Below are 25022 nucleotides of genomic sequence, written 5' to 3' on the forward strand. Positions count from 1 at the left end.
CTTGGTCATAGGTTATGTTGAAAAAATGCAAAACAAAAGTGAGGGATGATCCATGAACCCATTGGAAAAATTGAAACAATTACAAGAAGATGCCCGGCAGAAAGTCCGTGAAGAAAAATACAAATGTCCAATTCGTATTTATGTCGGATCGGCTACCTGTGAGAATGCAGCAGGAGCCCGTGAAGTTTACAATGAATTAGTGAAGTTGAAACAGGAAAAAAACTATGAGCATATATATATAGGGCAGACCGGATGTTCGGGACGCTGTGATAAAGAGCCTATTGTCCAGGTTATGATGGAATCGAGTATACCTATAAAATACTGTGAAATGAATCCTCAGAAAATTCGCAAAGTATTTGAACAACATATAGAAAATAAAAAAATAATTAGGGAGTGGGCGCTATGATAAACCCAAAATATGCGGTCTCGATCTGTGCTGGAGCGAAATGCATAAATAAAAATAAGGAATTAATCGTTGCTCTTAATGAAGAACTTGATAATGCAGATATAGCTGATAAAGTACAAGTGCTGGAATGCGGCTGTCTCGGGTATTGTGAAGATGGTCCTGTAATGTTTATACATCCTGACAATATAATGTATACCCATGTGCAGAAGGAAGATATTCGCGAGATAGTTCAAGAACACTTAAAGAATAAACGATGGGTTACCAGATTGATCCTTCATCGTAAACAAGTAGCTAATAACTTTTTTCCGACATTCGGAGATGTGGCATTTTTTGGGAAACAGTATCGAATTACATTGCGTAATTGTGGCGTTATCGATCCTGAATCCATTTCTGACTATCTTTCGTTTCGTGGCTATGAAGCACTTGCAAAGGTACTAACTGAATACACTCCGCAAGGTGTTATTGATGAGATATCTGCATCTGGGCTTCGGGGTCGTGGAGGCGGGGGATTCCTGACCGGTAAGAAATGGCAATTAACCAGAAATATTGTCGATGATGAAAAGTATGTTATATGTAATGCCGATGAAGGTGATCCCGGGGCATTCATGGATAGAAGTGCTATTGAAGGCGATCCGCATACGATACTGGAAGGCATGATTATCTGCGGGTATGCAGTTGGAAGCCATAGCGGAATAGTTTATATCCGGGCAGAGTACCCTCTGGCCATAAAACGATTAGAGATTGCTATTGCGCAGGCGAAAGAAAAAAATCTCTTAGGGAATGATATCCTTGGTTCCGGGTTTGATTTTGATATCCAGTTAAGACTTGGTGCAGGAGCCTTTGTCTGCGGCGAAGAGACTGCGTTGATCAATTCGATTGAAGGTAAAAGGGGAATGCCTGTTCCTCGACCGCCTTACCCGTCAGAGCGTGGGCTATTCGGGAAATCCACAGTTATTAATAACGTTGAGACCTGGGCTAATGTTCCTGATATCGTTCTTGACGGTGCGGTCAAATTCGCATCTCTGGGTACTGAAAAAAGTAAAGGTACGAAAGTATTCGCTCTTGCCGGAGCGGTTGAAAACACCGGGCTGGTTGAAGTTCAAATGGGAACAACTTTACGTGAGATAATCTTCGATATCGGTGGTGGAATTCTCGGTGGACGTAAGTTCAAGGCTGTACAAACCGGAGGTCCTTCGGGTGGATGTTTACCGTCACAATATCTTGATACGCCTATAGACTATGATTCACTGGCTAAAGCCGGTTCGATTATGGGGTCCGGTGGAATGATCGTTATGGACGATAGCACCTGTATGGTTGATGTCGCCAAATATTTTCTTGATTTTACTCAAAATGAATCATGTGGAAAATGCACTCCCTGTCGTGAAGGTACTAAGCGAATGCTTGAGATACTGACGAGGATAACGCAGGGGAAAGGTGTAGATGGAGATATCGAGAAGCTGGAGCGATTAGGATTAATGATTAAACGTGCTTCTCTGTGCGGACTTGGCAAAGCAGCTCCTAATCCGGTACTCAGTACAATTAAGAATTTCCGGGAAGAATATGAATCTCATATAAAAGACAAGAAATGTCTGGCTGGCGTTTGTCGCGAGCTTATGCATTACAGTGTTGATACTCAGAAATGCATCGGCTGCGGCGCTTGCAAACGTAATTGTCCGGTTAACTGTATTAACGGTGAAATGAAACATCCTCATGTGATTGATGAAACGAAATGTATCCACTGCGGGCAGTGTTATGATACCTGCAAGTTTGCAGCAATAACGAGAGGATAATTGGGTCGTTTAATTATGAAAATACTACAATAATTATGATCTAAAGAAATAAATATCTACAGATTATAAAAGGGGATCAGAAATGGAAGAAACAAAAATGGTTAAGCTGAAAATGGACGGGATCGATATAGAAGTTCCGGCTGGTACGACGCTCATGGAAGCAGCTAAGAAAATTGGCGTTAAGGTCCCATCGTTATGTTACCATCCATATTTATCAATCGAAGGTGCATGTCGGGTGTGCATTGTAGAAATCAAAGGAATGAAAGATTTCGTGGCTTCGTGTGCTTATCCGGTAGCTGAAGGGATGGAAGTCGTTACTCATACGCCTGATATCCGCCAAGCCAGAAGAGATATTGTTGAATTATTACTTGATAATCATCCTGACGAATGCCATACATGTGAACGTGACCATAATTGTGAACTTCAAAGATTAGCTTACTCAATGGGTCTAAGGCATAAACACTTTAAAGGCGAGAAAAAGAAGTACGAAAAAGACTTTTCTTCAAATGCGGTCGTAAGAGATCCGGAAAAGTGCATTCTTTGTGGCCGTTGTGTTCGGGTATGTCAAGAAATACAAGGTACCTGCGCAATTGATATGGCACACAGAGGATTCAAATCCACAGTTGTTCCGGCATACGAGAAACCATTTGGAGAATCTGTCTGTTCATCGTGCGGTCAGTGCATAAACGTGTGTCCGACTGCTGCCTTTCTTGAAAAAGACTATACCAATCAAGTCTGGGAAGCGCTTAATGATCCGAACAAATTAAAAGTAGTTCAATTTGCTCCGTCAGTACGAGCGGCAATTGGCGAGGGATTCGGGTTGCCGGTAGGACAAAATATGGAGAAAAAAACGATTACGGCACTACGACGGTTAGGGTTCGATATGGTTTTTGACACTCAATTTGCTGCGGACCTTACCATTGTGGAAGAAGCTACAGAGCTTATCGATAGGATCAGTAATGGCGGAAAGCTTCCTATGATCACTTCATGTTCTGCTGCCTGGATCAAGTTCTGCGAACAATTCTATCCGGAATTATTAGATAACTTATCGAGTTGTATGTCTCCTATGTCTATGCTGGGAAGTATTCTCAAACGTTACCTGCCGCAAAAGCTCGATAAAGATCCTGCTCAGGTATATTCTGTCGCCGCAATGTGCTGTACTGCGAAGAAGGATGAGTCTATGCGTGATGAGATGCAAACTGAAGATGGGCATCGTTACGTTGATGCGGTAATTACTACCAGAGAGTTGATCTGGATGATCAAGTCGGCTGGCATTGATTTTAACAGTCTGGAAGAAGGAGAATTCGATTCTCCTTTAGGTGAATCAACCGGAGCTGCAACAATATTCGGTGCTACCGGTGGTGTGATGGAAGCGGCTGTACGTACAGCTCATTATTTTATTACCGGACAAGAGCTTCCGGGAATCGAGCTCAAAGCTGTTCGGGGGGCTATTGATGGAATCAAAGAAGCGGAAGTGCAAATTGCAGATAAAACGATTAAAGTTGCGGTAGCTTCCAGCTTAGGGCATGCTCAGACATTGCTCGAAAAAGTACGGGCAGGTGAAGAATATCATTTTATCGAGATAATGGGATGTCTTGGCGGATGTATCGGTGGCGGTGGTCAGCCATATGCAGGGACTGATATGATTCCTTTAGATAAAGAACTGCTTAAGAAACGTGCACAAGCTCTCTATAGCAGCGATGAACGTAATGAGAAGCGCCGATCACATGAAAATGAAGATATTAAAAATTTATATGAAAGCGCACTTGAAAAATATGGTTCACATGTCGCACATGAATGGCTGCATACGCATTATTCGGCTAAGTTGCCGCAGGGTATCTGCCGGGAAGGCAAATCAGAGCAGCAACGGTCCTGTATTGTACCGGAAGATCCACGGTTTCAGGAACTCGCTGTGTTAATGGAAGGTGTTCAGAATGAGAAGTATCAGAAGAGCTATTTAATACCGGTTTTACACCGGGCACAAGAGCTGTTTGGATATTTGTCTGATGAGGTAATGAATTTTGTTTCGCTTAAGATGCAGATTCCAACTTCCCGAATCTATGGTGTAGCTACCTTTTACCACTTTTTCAGCTTGAAGCCGAAAGGTGAAGTCAAGGTTAACGTGTGTCTCGGAACTGCCTGTTATGTCAAGGGTGCTGGCGATGTTGTCAGGGAAACTGAACGGGAACTGGGTATTAAGATGGGGGATACGACGAAAGACGGTAAATTTTCTTTAGAGTGTACCCGTTGTATCGGTGCCTGCGGACTAGCTCCTGTAGTATTGGTAAATGATAAAGTTTATAGTAAAGTTACCCCTAAACAAATTAAGGGAATTATCAAAGAATATCGCTAGATTGTCGTGAATTAACAAAGGATAGGGCATATGTCCCACATTATTAACGAAGATGCCATTTTGACATTTTTAAATGATACCGGTGAGCCTTCATTTGCAGAGGTGCAGAGGGTACTGCATAAGTCAGCCAATTTGGAGCGGCTGGACCTCTCTGATGTAGCTGTTCTGTTAAAGACGACGGACCCGGTTTCTATTGAGAATATTTTTCAAGCTGCACATCAGGTAAAGAATGCTATCTATGGAAATAGAATCGTGTTTTTTGCACCGCTTTATATTTCAAATCATTGTATCAATGACTGCCGGTATTGCGGGTTTCGTGCTTCCAACAAGATTGTACGCTCGATGCTCAGTATCGGAGAAGTTAAGTCGGAAACGAAAATGCTGCTGATGCAGGGGCATAAACGGATTCTTCTGGTTTCAGGTGAATCGTATCCTGCGCCGAAAGGTCTGGATTATGTATTCGAGCTTATTGATGCGATCTATTCCGTAAAGTATAAAGAAAATAAGATCAGACGGATTAATGTTAATATTGCTCCGCTTGACGGCAATGAATTTGAACGGTTACGTCTGAAGCCAATTGGCACATACCAGCTTTTTCAAGAGACCTATCATCGCAAAACATATACGCAGGTCCATCCGACAGGACCGAAATCCGATTACGATTATAGACTGGAAGGTATCGACCGGGCTATGAAAGCCGGCTTCGAAGATGTCGGTCTCGGAGTATTATTCGGGTTATTTGATTGGCGCTTTGAGGTTATGGCTTTGCTTCAGCATGTCGAGTCTCTGGAGAAACGGTTCGGGGTTGGTCCTCATACTATTTCGGTACCGAGATTAGAGCCGGCTGAGGGAGCTGATCTGGCAATGGCACCACCGGCTAAAGTAAGTGATGCTGATTTTAGAAAGCTTATTGCTATACTGCGACTTGCGGTGCCTTATACGGGAATTATTTTGTCGACGAGAGAAGCGGCTCAGCTTCGCCGGGAAGCATTAAAGCTGGGAGTGTCTCAGGTAAGTGCCGGTTCACGGACGAACCCAGGTGGCTATACGTCCCAAAAACAAGGAGAACAATTCTCGTTAGGTGATTATCGAACGCTTGATGAGGTTATTTATGACCTGCTGAAGATGGATTATTTGCCATCGTTTTGCACAGCATGTTACCGTTTAGGCAGGACCGGGTTGGATTTTATGGAATACGCCAAACCAGGCGATATTAAAAAGAAGTGCGGTCCGAACGGCTTAATGACACTTAAGGAGTATTTGACTGATTTTGCTACTCCGCAAGTCAAAGCGTTGGGGGAAATGAAACTGTTGGAATGGACAGAGGACATTGAGGATCAGAGTATCAATGAATTCCTTAAAAAAACGTTTGCACAAATTGATGAAGGAGCCAGGGATATTTTTGTATGAAAATATTTCTATAATTCGGCGTATCCCTGAAAGGCGGCACTATGTCACTTAATCAGACACCTATCGCGAATCGATTGCATATCGGTATATTCGGGCGTAGGAACGTGGGGAAATCTTCATTTATTAATGCGCTCACTAATCAATATATCGCCATTGTTTCTGATGTTCCCGGAACAACAACAGACCCGGTATATAAGACCATAGAAATACTTCCTGAACCAGGACCGTGTGTTATTATCGATACTGCCGGACTTGATGATGAAGGCAATTTAGGTGCGCTACGCAGGGAGAAATCCCATCAAATCCTTAATAAGACCGATCTTGCGATTGTACTTATTGATCCTATGATTGGTATCGAAGAGTTTGAAAAGGACTTGATACAGACTATAGACGAGAAAAAGATCCCGCTACTTATTGTCAGTAATAAAATAGATGTTACCCCTAAGGATATCCAGGTAACGGAGTTTATCAACCCCTTTCCACTTTTTAAGGTTTCTTCGAAAACCGGAACCGGTATCGATGAACTTAGGTCTAATCTGTCCAAATATGCTCCATCGAAGATTGAGGATATGTCAGTTGTTAAAGGTATTGTAAAAAGGGGAGATACCGTAGTTCTCGTAATACCTATTGATAGCGCAATGCCCAAGGGACGTCTTATACTCCCGGAAGTCCAGGTGTTGAGGGCTGTGTTGGATGAAGATGCTCATGCTGTTGTATGTAAAGAGTATGAACTCGAACATGCCTTGAATCAATTAAAAAACGGACCTGAACTTGTCGTTACGGATTCTCAGGTCTACCATATTGTTAAGGATATTGTTCCTGAACAGATCAGACTTACGTCGTTTTCAATGCTTTTTGCCCGATATAAAGGGGACTTCGGCGAGTATGTCGAGGGTGCTAATGCCATTGATGCCTTGGTGCCTGGAGACAAAGTATTAATAGCTGAAGCATGTACGCACCATCCGCAACCTCAGGATATCGGCAGGTATAAGATCCCGAAGTTACTCGACGCGAAAGCTGGCGGAGCACTCCACTATACTACATATAGCGGTGCTGATTTCCCAGAAGATTTGTCAGCTTATAAGCTTATAATTATGTGCGGGTCATGTATGATTAACACTAAGAATGTCATGTTCAGGATAGAATTGGCCCGGTCTGCTGGTATTCCTGTTACCAATTATGGTGTGTTTTTTGCAAAGATGAATGGGATTTTGGATAGGACGTCCTGGCTGCTCGATTATCCTATGAGCCGAATAACGAAGCACAATCCAACAGTTTTGTCGCATTAATTAAAGGTGATGTAGCTATGTCGATGCTTGAAGTGATATATGAAAAAGTTAATAGCGACAATATCCTGAACGCCGATGAAATTGTAGCCTTACTCAATACTCAGGGGGAGGACCTCCATTCACTCTACTCGAAGTCTGATTTTATAAGAAAACAGTTTCATGGTGACACTATTTATCTGAGAGGTATCATCGAATTTTCCAATTACTGTAGCAAAAATTGTTACTATTGCGGTATCCGTCATGATAATTTAGAAGTGAACCGGTATAGGATTGCCGTACAAGAAATAATAGAGGCCTGCAAAATGATCGAGCAGGCCGGACAGACAACCGTAGTACTGCAGTCAGGAGAAGATTATTATTTTACCGGAGAAATAGTCGGAGAAATCATTGCTGCTATTAAGAGAGAAACCGGTTTAGCCGTTACTTTGTCGTTAGGCGAAAGGGATGAAGAGATCTATCGATACTGGAAAGAGATGGGAATGGACCGATACTTGATCAGGATTGAGACTTCTGATAAGGCATTGTTCGAAATGTGCCATCCTGATGACGATTTTGACCAGCGGTTATCATGTATCAAAACTCTTAAAAAGCTTGGAGTTCAGACCGGTTCAGGTGTTCTCATCGGATTGCCGGGGCAGACTATTGAACAGCTTGCGCGGGATATCCTTTTTTGTTCCGGGCTTGACCTTGATATGATAGGGGTTGGTCCGTTTATTCCGCATCATAATACTCCCTTTGCGAATGAACTTAATCCTTTTGATAAAGAAGTTTTTTTTAAAGTAATTGCGATCTTTCGGCTGTTGAATAAAGCTGCACATATTCCAGCGACAACTGCTTATGATGCAATCCATCCTCATGGCCGGGACCTAGTGCTTCAACGCGGTGCGAATATTTTCATGCCGAATTCGACCCCACAGAAGTACCGCAATGACTACCAGCTTTATCCGGGGAAACCTTGTGTTGATGAAAGTATGGCAGACTGCGCCTCATGTGTTGCCGGAAGAATCAAGCGTTTAGGCCGATTGATAGGGAAAGACCAGGGACATTCCCTTAAGTTATAATTGTTTAGCTGGTTTTTGCGCTCAGGTCCTTGAAGGCATTTTGTATACTCTCAATATATTTATCGAAACTGTAATTTCGATTAACATAGTCATATCCGTAATTACCCATTTGTTTGGCCACATCTTTGTTGTTGAGAAGTTTTGTTATCGCTGCTGTCATTCCTTCTGTATCTTTCCAGTCAACCAGATACCCATTTTTGCCATCAATGAGCCAGTCAGGTATACCACCGCTGTTGAATGCTACAACCGGAAGCTTATATCTCATTACTTCCAGTCCAATCATTCCAAACGGTTCGGGCCATACACTCGGAACTACAACGAGCGACGCTTCTTTATAATAACTGCTAATCTGGTCATGACTTATCCATCCCAGGAACTGAACTTTGTCTTCTACCTTTAATTTCTTTGCAAGTTCTTTGCAGTAGTGTTCGTAGTTGCCTGCGCCGATAACGAGAAGTTGAAATGGAGTGGTTAGCTTGCTTACTGAATGGAGGAGGCAGTCGAGCCCTTTACCTCTGATTATTTGACCAATATATAGAATAATATTTTTGGCTGAAAAGTTGCTTTCTATCGTGTTTGTCACGGTTTGCGGTGCCGGAGGGTGGATAGTTATTTTATTTTCATCGAAACCTTGGGTGAGCAATTCTTCTTTCATGTAATTCGAGATGACGAATAGTTTGTCGAATTTTTTGCAGATATCTATTTCTTTTAGTTTGTTTGATAATGAAACTAATTTAATAGGGAACGTGCTGTTCCGGTTACGAACAGCAAATGCGAAACAAGGGAAGTAGCAGCATAATCCTGCTTTTTTCCGGCAGGGACGACGGGTGAAATAATTGTAGCGATATGTCCTTTGGCAGTAAATGTCGTGATCATGCACCATTCTCACCAGGGGTTTGTTGAATCGGAACAATTGTTCCAGGATAGAAAGGTCTTTTATTTTATGGACGTAGATTATGTCAGGATTAATAATGTTAATGAATTGCGTGATTTTATATATTTTATCTGAGGGGTACTGTGTAAGAAAATCAATTTGAAAATTATTCTTAAAAACGCTTAAAAACTTGTCTTCATCTTTGTGTGTATTGTGGCTATAAAGAAAGGATAGTTCGTTTCCTCTTTCCTGAAGTGCCTGACCTGAAACAATAATATTCTGCTCGGCCCCGGCTAAGGCTCCGAATGTATCGTGGACAAAAAGTATCTTCATCCTGCTATTATACCAGTGAATGCAATTTTGGAGGAGGCTTATTATTGGCTTTTTGTATAAACGAGATTGATGTCAGGATCTGTATACCATTGTTGGCTATTTTTAAAATTACTATTCACCCAGTTAAAAATGTCCGGATACGACAGACTAATGTCGACTGTCTCCAGCGGCCAGAACCAGGTACTCATCGGGATCATTACGCAAAATGGAAAATTGTTGTCATCTATGAATTTGCTAGCTTGTCCGGTTGTTGGATCTGCACTGTTTGGGAGCGGATTGAAAAATGGTCTGTGTATATCATAAATGGTTCCCTGGAAATTAGTAATTTTAAGATAGGGATCGTACATTTCATATAAAGATGTTTTTAAGTTCATAGGATCTTCGAAGGTAACGGAAAATAATACCTGTCCTCCCGGATTGAAAGGTTTGTTCATAAAGGTATTTATTAGGCCATGGTCGGTGCCGAACTTGTTTCCGGTATTACTGAATAACGGGAGAATAAGGTCGGAGTTATTCATTATCGTAACAGATTGAGTTCTTATCAAAACGTTCCTTGATGTATATTCTTCTATTCGAGCTGATCCCAGAGAAGCTGCATTTCCTGCGTTCGCTATGTTGTTGTTTAACAGAAACCGGATGCCGAAATCCGACAAATAGGTTTCTTTTGCGCCGCGGGCTTTTAGTTTTACTGTCCCAGAGATAGATTTGAGATATCCTTTTTTTGCCGTCTTGGTATTGATATCAATATAGGCAGCTAGATCATTGGTATCGCGGTCACCCGATGACGGGTACAAATCTTCAAAAGAGATAATGTGCGGATAAATAGTTGTTTGCAGAAAGCTTCTGCTCGGGTCAAAAGGATACTCGTCCCAAGCGTCAGGGACACCGTCATTGTCTGAGTCAGGATATTCGACTAACGGGCGAAAAGCGGAAGAGTTAATAACCGGGCTGACTTTTAGTTGAATATTGTATGTCGAAGTATTTTCGGAAACTACTATATCCTGTAGTGCTGCTAATCCGTCAACAGATTGTGCTTTGATTGCAATTGCCGGATACCCGGATCGTATAGTAACGAACCCGCTGACAGCCCCATTTTCATCGGTTACATCTTTTATGAAGGTAATATTGTACGCTTCTTTATCCGTGATTGTAACAAGAGCATCGGGAAGCGGATTGTTGCTCTGATCGAGTACGGTGACTGTAATGTATATATCGGTCATCGTCTTAAAATATGTGTCTTTTTCGGGGGTAATGTTTTTTAGTGCACCTACAAATGCCTGGCTGGCTTGCTGGGGATCTGTTTCTTTAACTTCAGTAAGTTTGTCGAGGAGGATAGAGCAGCCTGATAGGGCTGTTGTCATTATAAGGCAAGCGATCATTAGTGTTAGTGATCTTGCTGGGTTTGCCATTTTGGTTCCTTGTTTATTATTTTGTTAAGACCGATTTTGCTTCAAGCACCTTATTAAATGCCGTCCTTGCTGCGTTAATGAGTTCATGCATTAATATGGGAATGAACTTCATATCATTGATGAGATAGCGTCTCCATAATCTTTGAGGTTCCTGGACCAATCTATAGAACCACTCGAGCCCGGTTTTTTGCATCCATACAGGTGCTCTCTGTACTTTTCCTGCAACAAAATCAAATGAAGCTCCAACTCCAAGAGATACTTTAACCGTATCAAGCTTATGGTAGTTCCGGTACATCCAATATTCCTGCTTCGGGGAGCCAAGTCCTACAAATAGAACATCGGCGTCACTATTATTAATCATATCAATTATTTTCAGGTTTTCTTGTTCGTCTTTCTCAAAACCGTATGGGGGAGAGTAAACTCCGGTTATTTGAATCTCCGGGTATTCCTCGCAGAGATTGTTCTTTGCTTGCTCTGCTATACCTTCGGCTGCTCCGAGCAAGAAAAGTTTGATGTTGTTGTGTGCAGCGAACGGAGCGAACCGGACAAACAGGTCAGATCCTGATACTTTTTCTATTATAGGGGTATTAAGTATTTTGGATGCCCAGATTAGAGGCATTCCATCTGCAAGTACCATCCCGGCATGGTCGTATACTTCTTTAAACATAGTATCATTTTGGAGCATGACAATATGGTCAATATTAGGTGTAACGACGTAAGCCTTTTTGTTGCTTTTTGCGAGTTCAATGATTTGATTAATCGCATCAATCATGCTGAGATTAGAGATAGTAACGTTAAATAATTTTATATTTTCATTGTGCATTATAGTTCTCTATAAAAGCCCTGAATATTAAAATAAAATATTTATTTTGTTTATCTATGTATTCCCATGTTTTGAGATTTCTAAACCACAGTTGTTTTTATTATGTGATTTTTATTCAATCGCGGTTGAGTTTTTTTTGATCAGAGATTTCAAATGGTAGATACCTGCGATTATTTCGCTCCGGTTTGTTTTACGATTGCAGGGAGCGTTTTTACGAGCAAACGGAAATCGTTGGTCAAGGACCAGGTATCTATATACTCAAGGTCCATTTTCATCCATTCGGAGAAATCTATGTTGTTTCTTCCGCTTACCTGCCAGGTACAGGTTATTCCGGGTTTTACCGATAAACGTCTTCTTTGCCAATTATCATATTGTTGTATTTCAGAGGGTAGCGGAGGGCGAGGGCCGACTAAGCTCATGTCACCTTTAAGAACGTTTAAGAGTTGAGGTAACTCATCTATACTGGTTTTTCGAAGGAATTTTCCAATTTTAGTTACTCGTGGGTCATTCGTGATCTTGAATACCGGGCCTGACATTTCATTGAGCGATTCAAGTTCTTTTCTTTGCTTTTCTGCGTCAACACCCATTGATCTGAACTTATACATATTGAACAGTCTGCCGTTCCTTCCGACACGCTCTTGTCTGAACAATATAGGCCCTTTTGACTCTATCCTTATTGCCAGGGCAGCTAATAGAAAAACAGGCAGTAAAATAATGACCCAGATAAAAGCAAATGTGCGATCAATAATTTCTTTGATTAAGAGGGTATAAGGATTGAAATGTGTAGTTTCAAAAGACAGGAGTGGTATTTTTTCGAGTTGATCGAGATCGGTTTTTACGAAGTCCATCGAATCAAAAAAGTAATTGATAGTTAATTTTGTCTCTATGCCTCTTTCGACACAGTATTTTAAATGAGGCTGGATTTTTCTAATATGGTGTGGCGGTACCACAAAGAAAACAATATCGACGACGATATCTTTGATAGACTCGTTAAAATCTTCTAATGTTCCCAGAATGATTTCTCCGGTCAGTCCTGATTCTTTAAGCTTTTTAGCTTCTTCTTTGTCTTCTATTGTTAATGTCGGAACGATAATTCCCTGGACATTGAGTCCCCATTCTTTGTGGCTTCTGATGAGTTCAATTAGCTCGATTGAGACCCGGTTGACGCCGACAATGACGACGTTTTTGAAGTTATAACCTTTCATTCGGACAAAGGAACTCAATATATTAATAATTATTCTCTCAAGTATTAATATCAATGCGTTGATTGCCATGAAAAATCCGAAGAAAAACCTTCCGGGAAGAGGCATTTTGAGAAGGGTTATGGTGGCTAGAAATACGATATTACAGACAAGTAAAGCCCTGATTACTTTTGCCATTTGAGTAACGAGAGGTTCGAACCGGTGTGATTCATATACTTTTCTGTCTTTGAGAACAATCCACCAGATAATCGTTATTGGAATAAGCAGGTGCATGAATTGCATTAGCTTATAATAATAGCCGCCGGACATACTGGCATCGAAAATGTAGTAGGTAACAAAGAACGAAGCATTAGCAAGCAGTACATCGGCTATCCTTCTGATATTGAATATCGCCGTAGCATTTTCTCTTAACATAAATTAACCTCAACTTATAATATTTATTAATACTATGCCACTAAATGGCTATTTTTAAACGTAGACGGTTGATCCCATGGCAATAGAAGGGCATAGCGCGCTATGCCCCTACTTGTTTCTCATGTAGCTTTGCCATATTTTCTGATACATGGTTTCTAATGCGGTCGTGAATTGCGGACCATCTGTCAGTTGCGAAGTTTTCATTCTGTTTTGCAAGGAAACTTTATTATTCCTTACTATATGAATGTCCTCCGCCAGGGAGAGTGCCTTGGTAATATATTTATCAATGCTCTTTGTAATGAGCTCTTCGCAGCCTATCGATGAGAGAATGCTCGATCCTACTCTCGAGACGTGGGAATCCCCTTGTAGAGTGATGACCGGAACTCCCATCCACAGAGCTTCGCAGGTTGTTGTCGTGCCATTGTAGGGAAAGGTATCGAGTGCTATATCGATAGAGTTGTAGAGATTAAGATGGTCATAAATATCGGGAAGTTTGTCTTCCAGGATAAGCCTGCTTTCACTGATATTATTATGTCGGAAACGGTTAAGTATTCGTTGTTGTGCAAGCGGCTGTTTCAAATTAACTGATTTTAGAAGTAATTTGGATTCCGGGGTATTCGCTAGTATTGTAGCCCAGGCATCAATAACCGTATCATTTATTTTGGCAAGGTGACTGAACGATCCAAAGGTTATTCCGGTACTTTTATTATTTGTTACAGTAGGCCTGGTTTCGAGCGGCATGTAACAGAGAAAGCATTTCAACGGACGGAGAAGTTTTTCGCTGTGTATTCCATCCGCGATTGGGCTAGGATCTGCGATGTCATCTGTGATCCGGTAGTTCATCGACGTAAGTCCCGTTGTGTCAGGATATCCGAGGTAGGTTATCTGGACCGGTGCCGGCTTGCGCGCAAATGCCTGTAATCGATTATTGTACGTGTGACCACCAAGATCAATGAGGATATCTATCTTGTCATTGATTATAAGGTCTGATATCTGCAGATCGGATAGTCTTCGAGTGTCTCTCCAGATATCGGCATTGTTTTTTAGTATTTCGGTTATCGCGTCATTTGTCGGTGTATCAGAATAACAAATGACTGTGAAATCTTTTTTGTTATGATTGATCAAAACGGGTGCAATGAAGAAGGCTACAGAGTGGTTGCAAAAGTTAGCGGAGACGTAGCCTATTCGTAATGTTCGAGGAGAGCTCTTATTTTCCTGCCTCCGGGAAAAACACGGTGTGGTTTTTTCGATGGAGTCTGCCCATTCTTTATGCTTATTGTGGATTTCTTGTGGGGAATGGCTCTGCTCGTAATGAAGTGATAGGAGGTACTCTGAGTTAATGAACTGGTCCTGCCTGTCGTTACTCAAGGCTATTTCGTAATGATTACTCGCTTCTTTGTGGTACCCAAGGTTTGTTAGAATGTTTGCTAAATGATAGTGAGCAAGGGGATCCTTGTCGTTATGGAATAAGATATTTTGGAACTGGGCAATAGCTTGCTCGATGAGCCCGTGTTCTTTGTAAAGTATCCCGATGTTCAGGCTTATTTCCCGGTGACCAGGTTTGATGGCTAAGGCTTTCTGAAAAGCACTTTCGGATTCTTGGAGTTGACCAAGATCTTTTAAGATCAAACCAAGGTTGCTGTAGGCTTCATAGCCTTTGGGATTGATATCAATCGCTTTCCTGTAACACTGGATAGCTTCGCTTCTCTTGAGTGTTTCATTAAATAATAATCCAAGATTGAGAAATGCCGGATAAAGGTCCTGGTAGGTGTTGCTGCTGTCCGGTGTCATGGTGAGGATTTCTTCAAGCTGCCTGAGGGCTTCCGAAAGGTTTCCTGTTTTTTGAAGGGCTATTACGTAGTTTCTTTTTGTATCGGCATCCAGGGGGTCGATCAATAGTGCCCTCTCGTAGCAGAGAATCGCTTGGTCTACGAGGTTTTGTTTGAAATAGAGCATTCCCAGATCGTAATGCAGCATTAATGTCGAGCTGCTTAAGGCGATAGCTTTTTTCAGTAATTCCTCGGCGTTGTCGAATCGGTCCTTTGCGATAGCGATCGCTGCCAGCAAACGAAGTGCGTCTATGTTGTCGGGATCTTTATCCAGAACTTTTGTATATAATAGTTCTGCCTGGCCCATATTGCCCTGCTGATGATAGCTGAGCGCTTTTTTGAGGGTATCGTTGTTTATTGTATCCATTACAATAAATTATATCAAATCAGATAGAAGAATTTTTTTCCAGGGCTTAACTATTTAATAAAACCTGGTAACGTTAAGCATTGCTTCAAAAATGTCGGTGATCTTGTTCATGGGGCATGGTGCTTGATGATTGGAGGAATACATTGCATAGGCGTGTTTTTGGGTCGGGTGATAGCCATGCATTCCGGCAATTCTTTTTGAACCCATATAACTTGGAATAATCGTAACTCCCTCGTTCATTAGAAATATCAAGTTGCCGAATTTGTTATCCTCGAAGTAGGCTCCGAGTTCCTTGAGCTCTAATACGGACATCGTTTTTCCTTGCGTGATGGTCGAGAGCTTGTTCCTCATGATAAGCTCGGATTTTTTGTTGAAAAACCAGAAGCGCGCCATTGTTGAATCATATATGGCTGCATAGTCTTTGCCGTACGATAGTCCCAGCTTGTTGATATCTTTCATCAAATCGTATGTTTCGGTAATCGGTGTCATATCGTGATCGGAGAATACTGAGATTTCTACTTCGTCGTAGAGTTCTATTGCTCGTCCGTAGATCTTCGATATCCTGGTTTCGTATGCCTTGACCTGGTTTTTGACAATATCTGAATGGCGGTCGTTCAGGTGAAGCACCGCATCGATCGCACCAAGAGAAACATATGAGAACCGGATGGTTCCTTCTTCCAGGCTTTGCATTAGCTCATCGAACTGCGTATCTTCGCTTTTATCAATTGAGTAGGAATAGTAAGGGATATTTTTCGAAATCAAATGGTCAAAAATGGTTGGTGTGGTTGTGCTGCCGGGTTGGTAGAAGTTGATTTTTTCATTGTAATCATAATATTTAAGGGTATCAAACGGGAACTGATAGAGATTAAAGTAGCCGTTTATTTTCAGTTTCTTTTTTACCTGACGGTTAACGATGTTCCTTACTCTGTTTCTTGAAGAAAAGCAGCGCGGGATAAGTGATAAAGGCGCCAGGAACTTAAACGGGGATGTGGAAGGCGAATAATAAAAACTTGACCAGTATCCATGTACGTTTGGCAATTGTCCGGTTAATATCGAGGGAACGCAAGCGGAAGAATATCCGAATAGGGATTCCAGTTTATATGAATGCGGTAACACTGAATTAAGGAACCCGCATTCTTGCAGCATTTCCCAGCCAAAAGCGTCAATAAAGAAAAACAGAGATATTTTTTTATTCATTTTTTATCCTAATTTTTTTATTTGTTTTCCTTGTAACGGTCATTAAATATTCTAATTGGCATAGCTGTTTTTCAATCATATTCGTTCATTTCGCCTCAACCAGCGGAAGGAAGTGACTGTTTCTTACTCAATTTATCCCCCCGCTGCCTTCTCCATCGAAGACTGAGAAGGCTTATATGCTTTCCTTTAAAACCTTCTCCGCCTCTGGTGGAGAAGGTCGCGCTTACGATAACTTTGAGAAAGGGCCTTTATCTGTTGCGCGGGATGAGGCGAATCCCAAAACAGAGTCCCGTACCTCACGAATACTTAATCCAAATGTTCCAAAAAGTGTTTGTCAGTGACTTTGTATCGGCAATCGCTATTTTCGAAATATAGTTCGAATTTGTGAACATAGCCTGCTCCTTTTTAAAGAGAATAAACGGATAGACGATATAGAGCCTGTCTCGAGGATAGCAGGTGCAGATATCGATATCCTGTAACGTTTTTTTTATTCCGAATTCCCTCATGTTGATAAGCAGACTTTTTATTTTAACATGAAAGGGGACCATAGTAGAAGATAACAGGATCAGTTTTTTGTAGCTATCCCATGATGGTATGGGTGTCTGCAAGCGTTTGCTTTCATACCACAAGACATACGATTCATAAATGTTGATTGTTTTTTTTAACCAGTCGAGGACATCGGTTGTTTTGTGAATGTCAAAGTTGACGGTGAACTTGAATTCTATAGCAGCTAAATAGGCTTTTTTTAGCTCTTCAAATAACGGAAACCCGGGATTGTCGATATGGGAGATAGTTTCTTCTTTTACTTTGTAGCTATAATGATATTTTTTGTTTATGATCAGAAATGAGTCCCCCATGGCGAGTATGGCTTTGTTGATATACTTGATGATTATTTCTCGTTCAGAAAGTTCAAGCGTTGCATGGTCTGCGAGCTGTTGTTTGCAATAAATAAGAAGCGCACCGCGATTAAGCAGGAGCCTTGTTCCTTCAATTGCCGGCATCTGGGCATCGTTATATGGCGGCAGGTGATCGAGGATTGACTGATTGCCATGAATGATCCGGCTTTTTTGTCGCATATCATAGTTCATGAGCGTAAAGGGTAGCCTGGAAAAAGCCTTCATGGTCAGTAACGAGAGATCAACCTCTATTCCGACCAGCTTGGTTAACTTACCGGATAGGTGAACGAGTTTTTTTTTCATTCTCGTTGTGGTGATAGGCCCTAGTGCTTTAGATATAATAAAAAAGTCATAATCATTGAACACATTTTCTTCGCCGTTATCGATCCTCACCGTTCCTTCTCCGCGTCCATACCCACCGATCATGATTATTGCTTGTATCGTATTTTCATCGAACTCCTGGAGGATATTATTTTTTATAAGGTCCATATGCGATTGAATGCGATTTTCCAGCTTTTGCGAGCCATTAACAGTGTATCGTTCCATAGTTACCGATCCTTTTTGAACTTTCTCCGGCCTTCTTTTCTTCCCTGATAAAAAGCCAGATGTTGGGTCCCGCGGAAAACGAAACTGTAAAAAATAGAAAGAATATGTCCGTGTTTCAGGCAGAAAATCATATCGCGAGCAATATCTTTTGCCAGCCAATAGAATTCTTTAAGGAGGTGCGGTGTTTCGTTGTAGATATAGACCCGGGCAACTCCGCTCTGATAAAACTCTTTTCTGTAAAGGGCTTTGATGTTCAAGTTATGTGAATGAAAAACTTGAGAGTTATGAACATACCTTGTTTTGTACCCGAGATTAATGAGCTGGTTGGCCCAGGCGGTATCTTCCGACAGGCCTTCTTCATAGAACTTGTATTTTTCCCACACTGATTTATTGAAAGCTGCTGCTGCAAACGAGATGAAGTCTGAGGGCATCCTGGTTTGGTCCGTTTCCGGATAGGCCCTCTGGTAATCGAATCTGACCAGCTTATAGGCGTCGACGCGGGCAACTTGCCGGCTAAAAGCTATACAAACATCAGGGGCATCAAGTTGTTTTATCAGGTTTTCCAGCCATTGTTCATCTATCGGAGTCGCATCTGAGTTGAGCAGGACGATGAGATCGCCTTTTGCAATGGACACCATGTTATTAAGCACTTTACCTGGAACATATTCTTCCGGATTTATCTGGTGGAGGGTGCCTGGAAAAGTTTTGATTATATTGACAGTAGCATCTGTTGATCCTGAGTCAATGTTAATGAGTTCAAAGTTTTTTATAGTTTGTTTGAATAACATTGTAAGCGTGTCGTGGATGACTAAACCGTCATTTTTTGATCGCATTATGACTGATATTGATGGTTCTTTTTTCATTATGATTCCAATTCTTTTTCGACTATTTTTCTGTAGCTTTTTCCAAGATTGTGAGTATCTTTTTAATTGATATTTTTGCTTAAACACCACCCAACAACTTCTCTTTGCTGCCCTGCTTTTAGCGCCCCTCCTTCAAAAGGAGGGGATTGAAGATTTATTGAGTAGCATCTTGCTTCATAATTTTTCTTTTTCTAATGCAGCTAGCTTTTTTTTGATAATTCCTTTACACCTTAAAGGACTCTCTTCAATCCCACTGTTTTTAAACCTTAAAAAGGTAATCCCATACTGCTTAACAATCTGTTCTCTGGCCTGATCATAGTCTCTCGCCCCATCTACATCATGGACTGATCCATCTATTTCAACAGCCAGTCTCAACTTCCTACAATAAAAGTCAATCACAAAAGCTTCCACACTATATTGTCTAACAAACCGATATCCTAATTGAGAATCGTTCCTCAATGTATTCCACATAATAGCTTCAGCCTTCGTCATATTATTTCTCAAAGACCGTCGCTTGTCCTTCTCTCCAGCCTTATTAAAAATTCTATCCATCTTAACCCCTCTTGATTCTTTCCTCTTCAATCCCCGCCTTTTGAAGGAGGGGCGGTATCGCCGTACGTTTCAACAAAGCTGGTGGGTGGTGTTTTTTTTTCTTTATCGCGCATTTGGGAATTTTTTCCACCCCCAGCTACTTCCAATAGTGTGAGTATTTTTTTTGCCGCGGCTTGCCAGGTGTATCGTTTTGCTTGTTCGAGACCTTTTTCCATGAGCATGGACCTTGTAGCTTCATCGTTAATAGCTGCGATGATTTTTTCTGCTATATCGTTACAGTCCAATGGATCAAAGAGCAGTGCCGCATCTTCAACTATTTCCGGCAGGGAAGAAGTATTCGAACATGCGACGGGGATTCCTGAAGCCATTGCTTCGATAACGGGGATGCCGAATCCTTCGAACAGGGATGGGTAAATGAACAGATCTGCACCGGAGACAAAATGCGGGAGATCATTTCCTTCCACAAATCCTGGAAAAATAACGTCCTTTTCGAGGTCCATACGCTTGACCGCTTCGTATATTTTTTCATGGCCATTCCAGGGTGCGCCGACGAGGACCAGTTTCTGTTTCAGCATGCCTGATTTTTTGAGTTGGCTGAATGCTTCTATGAGCCGGACATGGTTTTTCCCGGGGTGTTCAAGCCTCGAGAGGTAGAGTATGTACCCTGGCTGTATATGATATTTTGCGTTCAGTATGCTTAATGAACCTACTTTATCACGCTTGAAATATTTCGAGTGATCGATTCCGTTATGTACAGCAGATATTCTGTCTTCAGGAATGCCGTAAAAGGTTACGACATCGTCCTTGGAACAATGGCTTGGAGTGACAATATGGCTGAGTCGTTTGGCGAGCATCGGCAATATTTTCTGGACATAGAACATTCTGTAAGGATCATACTTCTGTCCGATTCGGAATTGGCACAGGTCATGAATTGTCCCGACTGTCGGTGACGTTGTACAGATTGATAATCGACGGTTTGCTGCCGGCATAAACACGACATCGAATTTGTGCTTAAGCAGGTGATAAGCAAAAACAGTCTGGTGCCACAGGATATTAACTGATGGTTTATTTGCAAAGTTGGATGTGATCACTTTTTGAAAACGGTCACCGGTAAATTGGAAAACATGTTGATCTTCTTCGGCGAGAAATAGTGTATAAGTATTCTGCTGATCAACTTCCTCGAAGGCTTTAAGCAGATTGATCATATACTGGCTGATGCCGGATTTCCCTTTGTCGGATGCAAATAAGCTGATTCCGATGTGCATGGAATGTCTCCTTATGGTATTTATTGCGATAACTTTTTTTTTACGTATGAAAACGTTCCGTAAGGGCATAGCGCGCTAAGCCCCTTACAATAATAATATCAAAAATTAGTTGATTGTGTTAGTTATGCCAGTTATTTCATTAATTCCGATTTGCCCTGCGAACAGGTCTGTTTTTTTGCGGCAGGCTTTTTTGTTCATTGGGCTCAGCGGTTTTATTGGTAGATAACGAATAGCCTACGACAATTAATCCGGCAAAGGTATTGAACAGAAAGTAGATAGGTGTCTGCCGGTATACATATTCGAGCCAGTTCTGCATTCCGAGCGTTATGAAACTGCAGGTGATACCGAGAACCATACTAGATGAAAGGCTTTGCTTTCGCGTCAGGACCGTTCTGATACCTAAGAAAATGAATCTTCCCCAGATGACAATAAACAAGATAAAGGTAAATATGCCTCCTTCTGATATGGTGAGATAGAAGATGTTGTGAGCTGGGGTACCATTATCACAATACATGGCTGTTCTCGGTCCGTACACCGTGAGTGTCGAATCAGAAAAATTATTCAGGCCTACACCAAAAAAAGGATAATCCTGTATCATTAGTTTTGCTACTTGTTTATATTCTTTTCTACTTTCGCCGGAAGATTCCGGTGCGTTAATGAACCGGTCGATGATACCGTGGGAAGCTTTTATTGATAGGAGAAGTCCTAAGAACAATATGACCATTAAAGTAGTAACTTTTCGAGTTGTTATACGTTTGTAAAATGAACCGATGAGTATTAATACCAATGCTACCGGTAAGGTGAATATTGCGCCCCGGGAAAAAGATAAAACAACGCATATTGCTCCGGCAATAGATGCCAGTCCATAGTAGAGATATCTGTTTTTAATTTTTTCATTATAATCAACTGCGATTGCCATAAGTACGGCAATTACCATGTTCGCGTAACTTCCCAGGGTATTTGAATGGGGCATTGTTCCTGCAATACGGTACATTCCGTCCAGGTAGTGCTGCTTGAGACCGATGAAAGCTTCATAGAACATAATACTCATCAGGGCATTTATTGCTATCCTGAAGTCACTTTCATCTTTTACGTAATTCACGATAATGAAATATACGTAGGCGCCCCGAATCCATTTATGCAGTTCAAAGAATCCATAGATTTTTGGGGAGCCGAGAAGTACAGAACATAAGCCGAGGAAGAGGAGCGCTAGCATGAAAGGGAAATTATAGGGTATGAACGTAAATTTTTTCTTGTGTCTAGGCGATATTAAACATACACCTAGGAGGATAATACCTATTAAATCAAGGACCGTAACCTCAAATCCTCTGGTTGTGCCTCTGTACCATTCCATTGACATAAAGTTAATGTCGAACCAGGGAAAAGCAGAGGCTGTCAGAAATATCATCATAAAAAACAAAAAGCGTTCAAATTTTCTATAGTTGATTGCTAAGTAGATCCCTATAGGGCATCCGAGCAAGGCAATAAACCAGAAAATAAGAAACTTGTATTCACTCATTAGAATCCCTTAAAAGTAACCGTAATAAAAGGTCCAGTAAAGATAAATACTAATAATAATAAAGGTATAAATACCGAGTTCGAGATACACGTACCTTCTAATAATTGAGTTAACCTGCTTGATATCAAAAAGAGTTCTTTTTATCAGGTAAACAGCTACAAAAAATAGCGTGATGTAAACAAAGGGAAACTGGTAAGAAGCAAGATAATTTCTTACAAATTGTGGCCATGGACCGTCAACAAGCCAGACCTCGTGGCTTTCTCTCAACAGCACAAGTGTAGAATGAAAAGCTATGATGAGGAGCAGCACATACCTAGAGACAATATTCTTTAGAGTATCCCGGTAGACTCCGCGAAAAACGGTAAAGGACCTTATAAAAAATAATCTTATAGAGGGTACTATCCCTCCTCTGCTACCCAATTCCTGCGTAGTATAGTATAGTTTGATTTGCTTAACTGTGTTCCTTAGTGCCTGTTGATTAGAAACGTTGAAGTCGATAACAATGTCTGCATATCGTTTGGTAGGGCTTATATGCTTGTTATGCATTGACCGGACTGTAGCCATATACTGGTTAATTACCGAATCTGTTGATTGTCCCCGTTCTTGTTTGTCTCGGCGTATTCTTCTAATAAGCCGGACATCGTCATCGGCATCGATGTATATTTTGAGGTCGAGTTCATCTCTGAGCCGGCGATTAAGCAGAAAAAGGAGCCCTTCGATAATAATGTATTTTTGCGGGCGTACTGTTATCGATTTTTTTGTTCTTGAATGGGTTTTGAAATCATAAACCGGTTGGGCTATTGTCAGTCCATTACGCAGGTCCTTTATGTGTTGGATAAGAAGCTCGAAATCAATTGCATCCGGTTGATCAAAATTATGCGATTCAGCTTCTTCCGAGGATAACTGTGACTGATCTTTATAGTAAGCATCAGCGGTGAGGATGATAGCTTCGCCGGACCCCAAAGATTTTAACAATTCTTGAGCGAATAAAGATTTTCCGCTGCCTGATCCTCCGTAGACTCCAATAAAACACGATAGATTCCTCTGATTATTCATAATCCTGACCTCACTAAATTTGGAAGTAATTTTTCTTTAATATAATTATGCAACTGGGCTTTTTCCCATTTATGTGCACCTATTATATAATATAAGATTAAATACGTGATACTTACAAGAGATGAGTATAAGAACAGGAGAAATATAGTATCCGGGTAATGAAACCGATAGAGCTGATAGGCAATCAAGATCACAATCATCCCGATGGCTATTGCGCTGCCAAAAGATTCTTTGACGTATTTCCATAGGCTCACGTTCGCGAATTTGCAGGCTTTTGGTACATTATAAACGAAGGCTAAGACTGCATTGGGAATGATTGTGCCGATTGCCACGCCGATGATACCTATGTAACGGATAAGAATGATGCTTAATAGAAGATTAGCAGTGCATTCGATAATGGCAACTTTTGTGAGACTTTTGTGTTCATTACTCATTATCAGCACCTGGACCGAGCTGCTTCTTAATATTACCATGATAAACATTGATACGAGCAAGATTGCAGAACATATTGCCGCAGTATGGTCAGAAAGCTTGAGCCAAATAAACAGGATAGGCTTGATATACACTAACAAGGGAATTAGTATAAGTGTCGATATGGCTGTCAGTAATCGGTTTGATTGAATCATGATTTCCGCCAGCTTTTCTTTCTGGTTTGATGTGTATAGCTTTGCGGCAACTGGACCTAAATTGTCCAGAAATTGCGTAGAAAAATATTTGTAGGTATCTGAAATCCTGGCCGCAATTTGATAGAGCGCTACGAATGCGACTGACGAAAATACTGAGATTACTATCTGGTCTGTCTTAAAAATAATCATGTTAGAAAATATTATGAGGTAGGCAAATAACGAAAAACTCATTATATCTTTGATTAAGTGTCGATTGTAATGCTTTAGGCTGATCTTTAACTGAGGAATGCTCTTGTAACAGAAGTAACCCATAACAAGGTTCGTAAGCAAGCTTGTTGTTACTGAAACTATGGTCATTCCCTTTAACGAAAATCCGGAATAAATAACCGCGATCATTAATACAAAATTAATTATCAAAAAAGTGAGTTGTATGATATTTCGCAGGTTAATTTTCTGGAGTCCCCTTAAGATTTCTGCAAAGAAACCAAAGGGAAAAACGACGGCAGTCCCGATACCGAACATGAGGCATATGGTTTTGTAGTAGTGCATATTATCGGTGTTTTGAAAATTAAATATATTATTAAGAAAATAGGAGAGGATAACTGTCACGATGACTATTAATAAGGACATAAGGCAGTAATTAAAGAAAAATGTACTGATAAGCTGGTTATATTCGTCCCAATTATGGTTTATTGTCAGTTCACTGGTGTATTTTTGGATAGTAGTGCCAAAGCCAAAATCAAGCAACAGGGAATAGCCGAAGACTGACCATAAGAGTGCCCAGAAACCGTATTCTTCCCTGGTAATTCCTAGAAATATTGTTCTAGCCAGAAATAGCATTATAAGAATTTTTATTATAATAGTAATGTAATTAGAAATCGTATTGATGATCATCTTTTTTCTAAGGCCAAGTTTTTCCATATAATAACTAATTGAATCCTT

At 41.0% G+C, this 25022-nt stretch carries 19 protein-coding genes; 6 read left to right on the forward strand and 13 right to left on the reverse strand.

The features are described 5' to 3' along the window. Positions 1–52 precede the first annotated feature (52 nt). The 6 genes from DKM50_08685 (at position 53) to DKM50_08710 (ending at position 8309) form a co-directional block, all read left to right on the forward strand. Positions 53–406: a (2Fe-2S) ferredoxin domain-containing protein gene (locus DKM50_08685; GenBank protein PZM79525.1), complete on the forward strand. Its 354-nt coding sequence runs from the start codon at positions 53–55 to the stop codon at positions 404–406. Then, a complete protein-coding gene (locus tag DKM50_08690) occupies positions 403–2196 on the forward strand; it encodes an NADH-quinone oxidoreductase subunit F (GenBank protein ID PZM79526.1) in 1794 nt (597 codons plus the stop codon). Before DKM50_08685 ends, DKM50_08690 begins: the two co-directional genes overlap by 4 nt. A gap of 82 nt (positions 2197–2278) precedes the next feature. Continuing rightward, positions 2279–4549: a ferredoxin gene (locus tag DKM50_08695; GenBank protein ID PZM79527.1), complete on the forward strand. Its 2271-nt coding sequence runs from the start codon at positions 2279–2281 to the stop codon at positions 4547–4549. Between the two features lie 30 nt (positions 4550–4579). Further along, on the forward strand, positions 4580–5959 hold the full coding sequence (locus DKM50_08700; protein PZM79528.1) for a [FeFe] hydrogenase H-cluster radical SAM maturase HydG: 1380 nt from the start codon (positions 4580–4582) through the stop codon (positions 5957–5959). A gap of 41 nt (positions 5960–6000) precedes the next feature. Next, positions 6001–7248, forward strand: a complete 1248-nt coding sequence (gene hydF / locus DKM50_08705) for a [FeFe] hydrogenase H-cluster maturation GTPase HydF (GenBank protein PZM79529.1) — start codon at positions 6001–6003, stop codon at positions 7246–7248. A gap of 17 nt (positions 7249–7265) precedes the next feature. Continuing rightward, on the forward strand, positions 7266–8309 hold the full coding sequence (locus tag DKM50_08710) for a [FeFe] hydrogenase H-cluster radical SAM maturase HydE (GenBank protein ID PZM79530.1): 1044 nt from the start codon (positions 7266–7268) through the stop codon (positions 8307–8309). 4 nt (positions 8310–8313) lie between these two features. On the opposite strand, the gene DKM50_08715 is transcribed toward DKM50_08710, so the two are convergent. The 13 genes from DKM50_08715 to DKM50_08775 all read right to left on the reverse strand — a co-directional run bounded on the left by DKM50_08715 (position 8314) and on the right by DKM50_08775 (position 25001). After that, positions 8314–9516 (reverse strand): glycosyltransferase family 1 protein, encoded by a 1203-nt coding sequence (locus DKM50_08715; protein PZM79531.1) that lies wholly within the window; start codon positions 9514–9516, stop codon positions 8314–8316. Positions 9517–9557: 41 nt separating this feature from the next. After that, complete coding sequence (locus tag DKM50_08720; GenBank protein PZM79532.1) at positions 9558–10925, reverse strand: hypothetical protein; 1368 nt, start codon at positions 10923–10925, stop codon at positions 9558–9560. A gap of 16 nt (positions 10926–10941) precedes the next feature. After that, entirely contained in the window at positions 10942–11748 is an 807-nt protein-coding gene (locus DKM50_08725; protein PZM79533.1) for a glycosyltransferase, read from the reverse strand. A 170-nt stretch (positions 11749–11918) separates the two neighbouring features. Beyond that, a complete protein-coding gene (locus tag DKM50_08730) occupies positions 11919–13364 on the reverse strand; it encodes a hypothetical protein (protein PZM79534.1) in 1446 nt (481 codons plus the stop codon). A 108-nt stretch (positions 13365–13472) separates the two neighbouring features. Further along, a complete protein-coding gene (locus tag DKM50_08735; protein ID PZM79535.1) occupies positions 13473–15560 on the reverse strand; it encodes a hypothetical protein in 2088 nt (695 codons plus the stop codon). Between the two features lie 54 nt (positions 15561–15614). Continuing rightward, the gene (locus DKM50_08740) at positions 15615–16757 is read right to left on the reverse strand and encodes a hypothetical protein (GenBank protein ID PZM79536.1); all 1143 of its coding nucleotides are present in this window, start codon (positions 16755–16757) and stop codon (positions 15615–15617) included. A 296-nt stretch (positions 16758–17053) separates the two neighbouring features. After that, positions 17054–18199, reverse strand: a complete 1146-nt coding sequence (locus tag DKM50_08745; GenBank protein ID PZM79537.1) for a hypothetical protein — start codon at positions 18197–18199, stop codon at positions 17054–17056. Between the two features lie 2 nt (positions 18200–18201). After that, positions 18202–19152, reverse strand: coding sequence for a hypothetical protein (locus tag DKM50_08750; GenBank protein ID PZM79538.1), 951 nt, complete (start codon positions 19150–19152; stop codon positions 18202–18204). An 84-nt stretch (positions 19153–19236) separates the two neighbouring features. Beyond that, positions 19237–19614, reverse strand: coding sequence for a hypothetical protein (locus tag DKM50_08755; GenBank protein ID PZM79539.1), 378 nt, complete (start codon positions 19612–19614; stop codon positions 19237–19239). Between the two features lie 26 nt (positions 19615–19640). Beyond that, the gene (locus DKM50_08760) at positions 19641–20948 is read right to left on the reverse strand and encodes a hypothetical protein (protein ID PZM79540.1); all 1308 of its coding nucleotides are present in this window, start codon (positions 20946–20948) and stop codon (positions 19641–19643) included. Positions 20949–21018: 70 nt separating this feature from the next. Beyond that, positions 21019–22398 carry a hypothetical protein gene (locus DKM50_08765; GenBank protein PZM79541.1) on the reverse strand — a complete coding sequence of 460 codons (1380 nt, stop codon included), beginning with the start codon at positions 22396–22398 and terminating at the stop codon, positions 21019–21021. 9 nt (positions 22399–22407) lie between these two features. Further along, a complete protein-coding gene (locus tag DKM50_08770; protein PZM79542.1) occupies positions 22408–23454 on the reverse strand; it encodes a uridine kinase in 1047 nt (348 codons plus the stop codon). Next, on the reverse strand, positions 23451–25001 hold the full coding sequence (locus tag DKM50_08775) for a hypothetical protein (protein ID PZM79543.1): 1551 nt from the start codon (positions 24999–25001) through the stop codon (positions 23451–23453). Before DKM50_08775 ends, DKM50_08770 begins: the two co-directional genes overlap by 4 nt. Between the last annotated feature and the right edge of the window lie 21 nt (positions 25002–25022).

The organism is Candidatus Margulisiibacteriota bacterium, from assembly GCA_003242895.1.
Lineage (GTDB): Bacteria > Margulisbacteria > Riflemargulisbacteria > GWF2-39-127 > GWF2-39-127 > GWF2-39-127.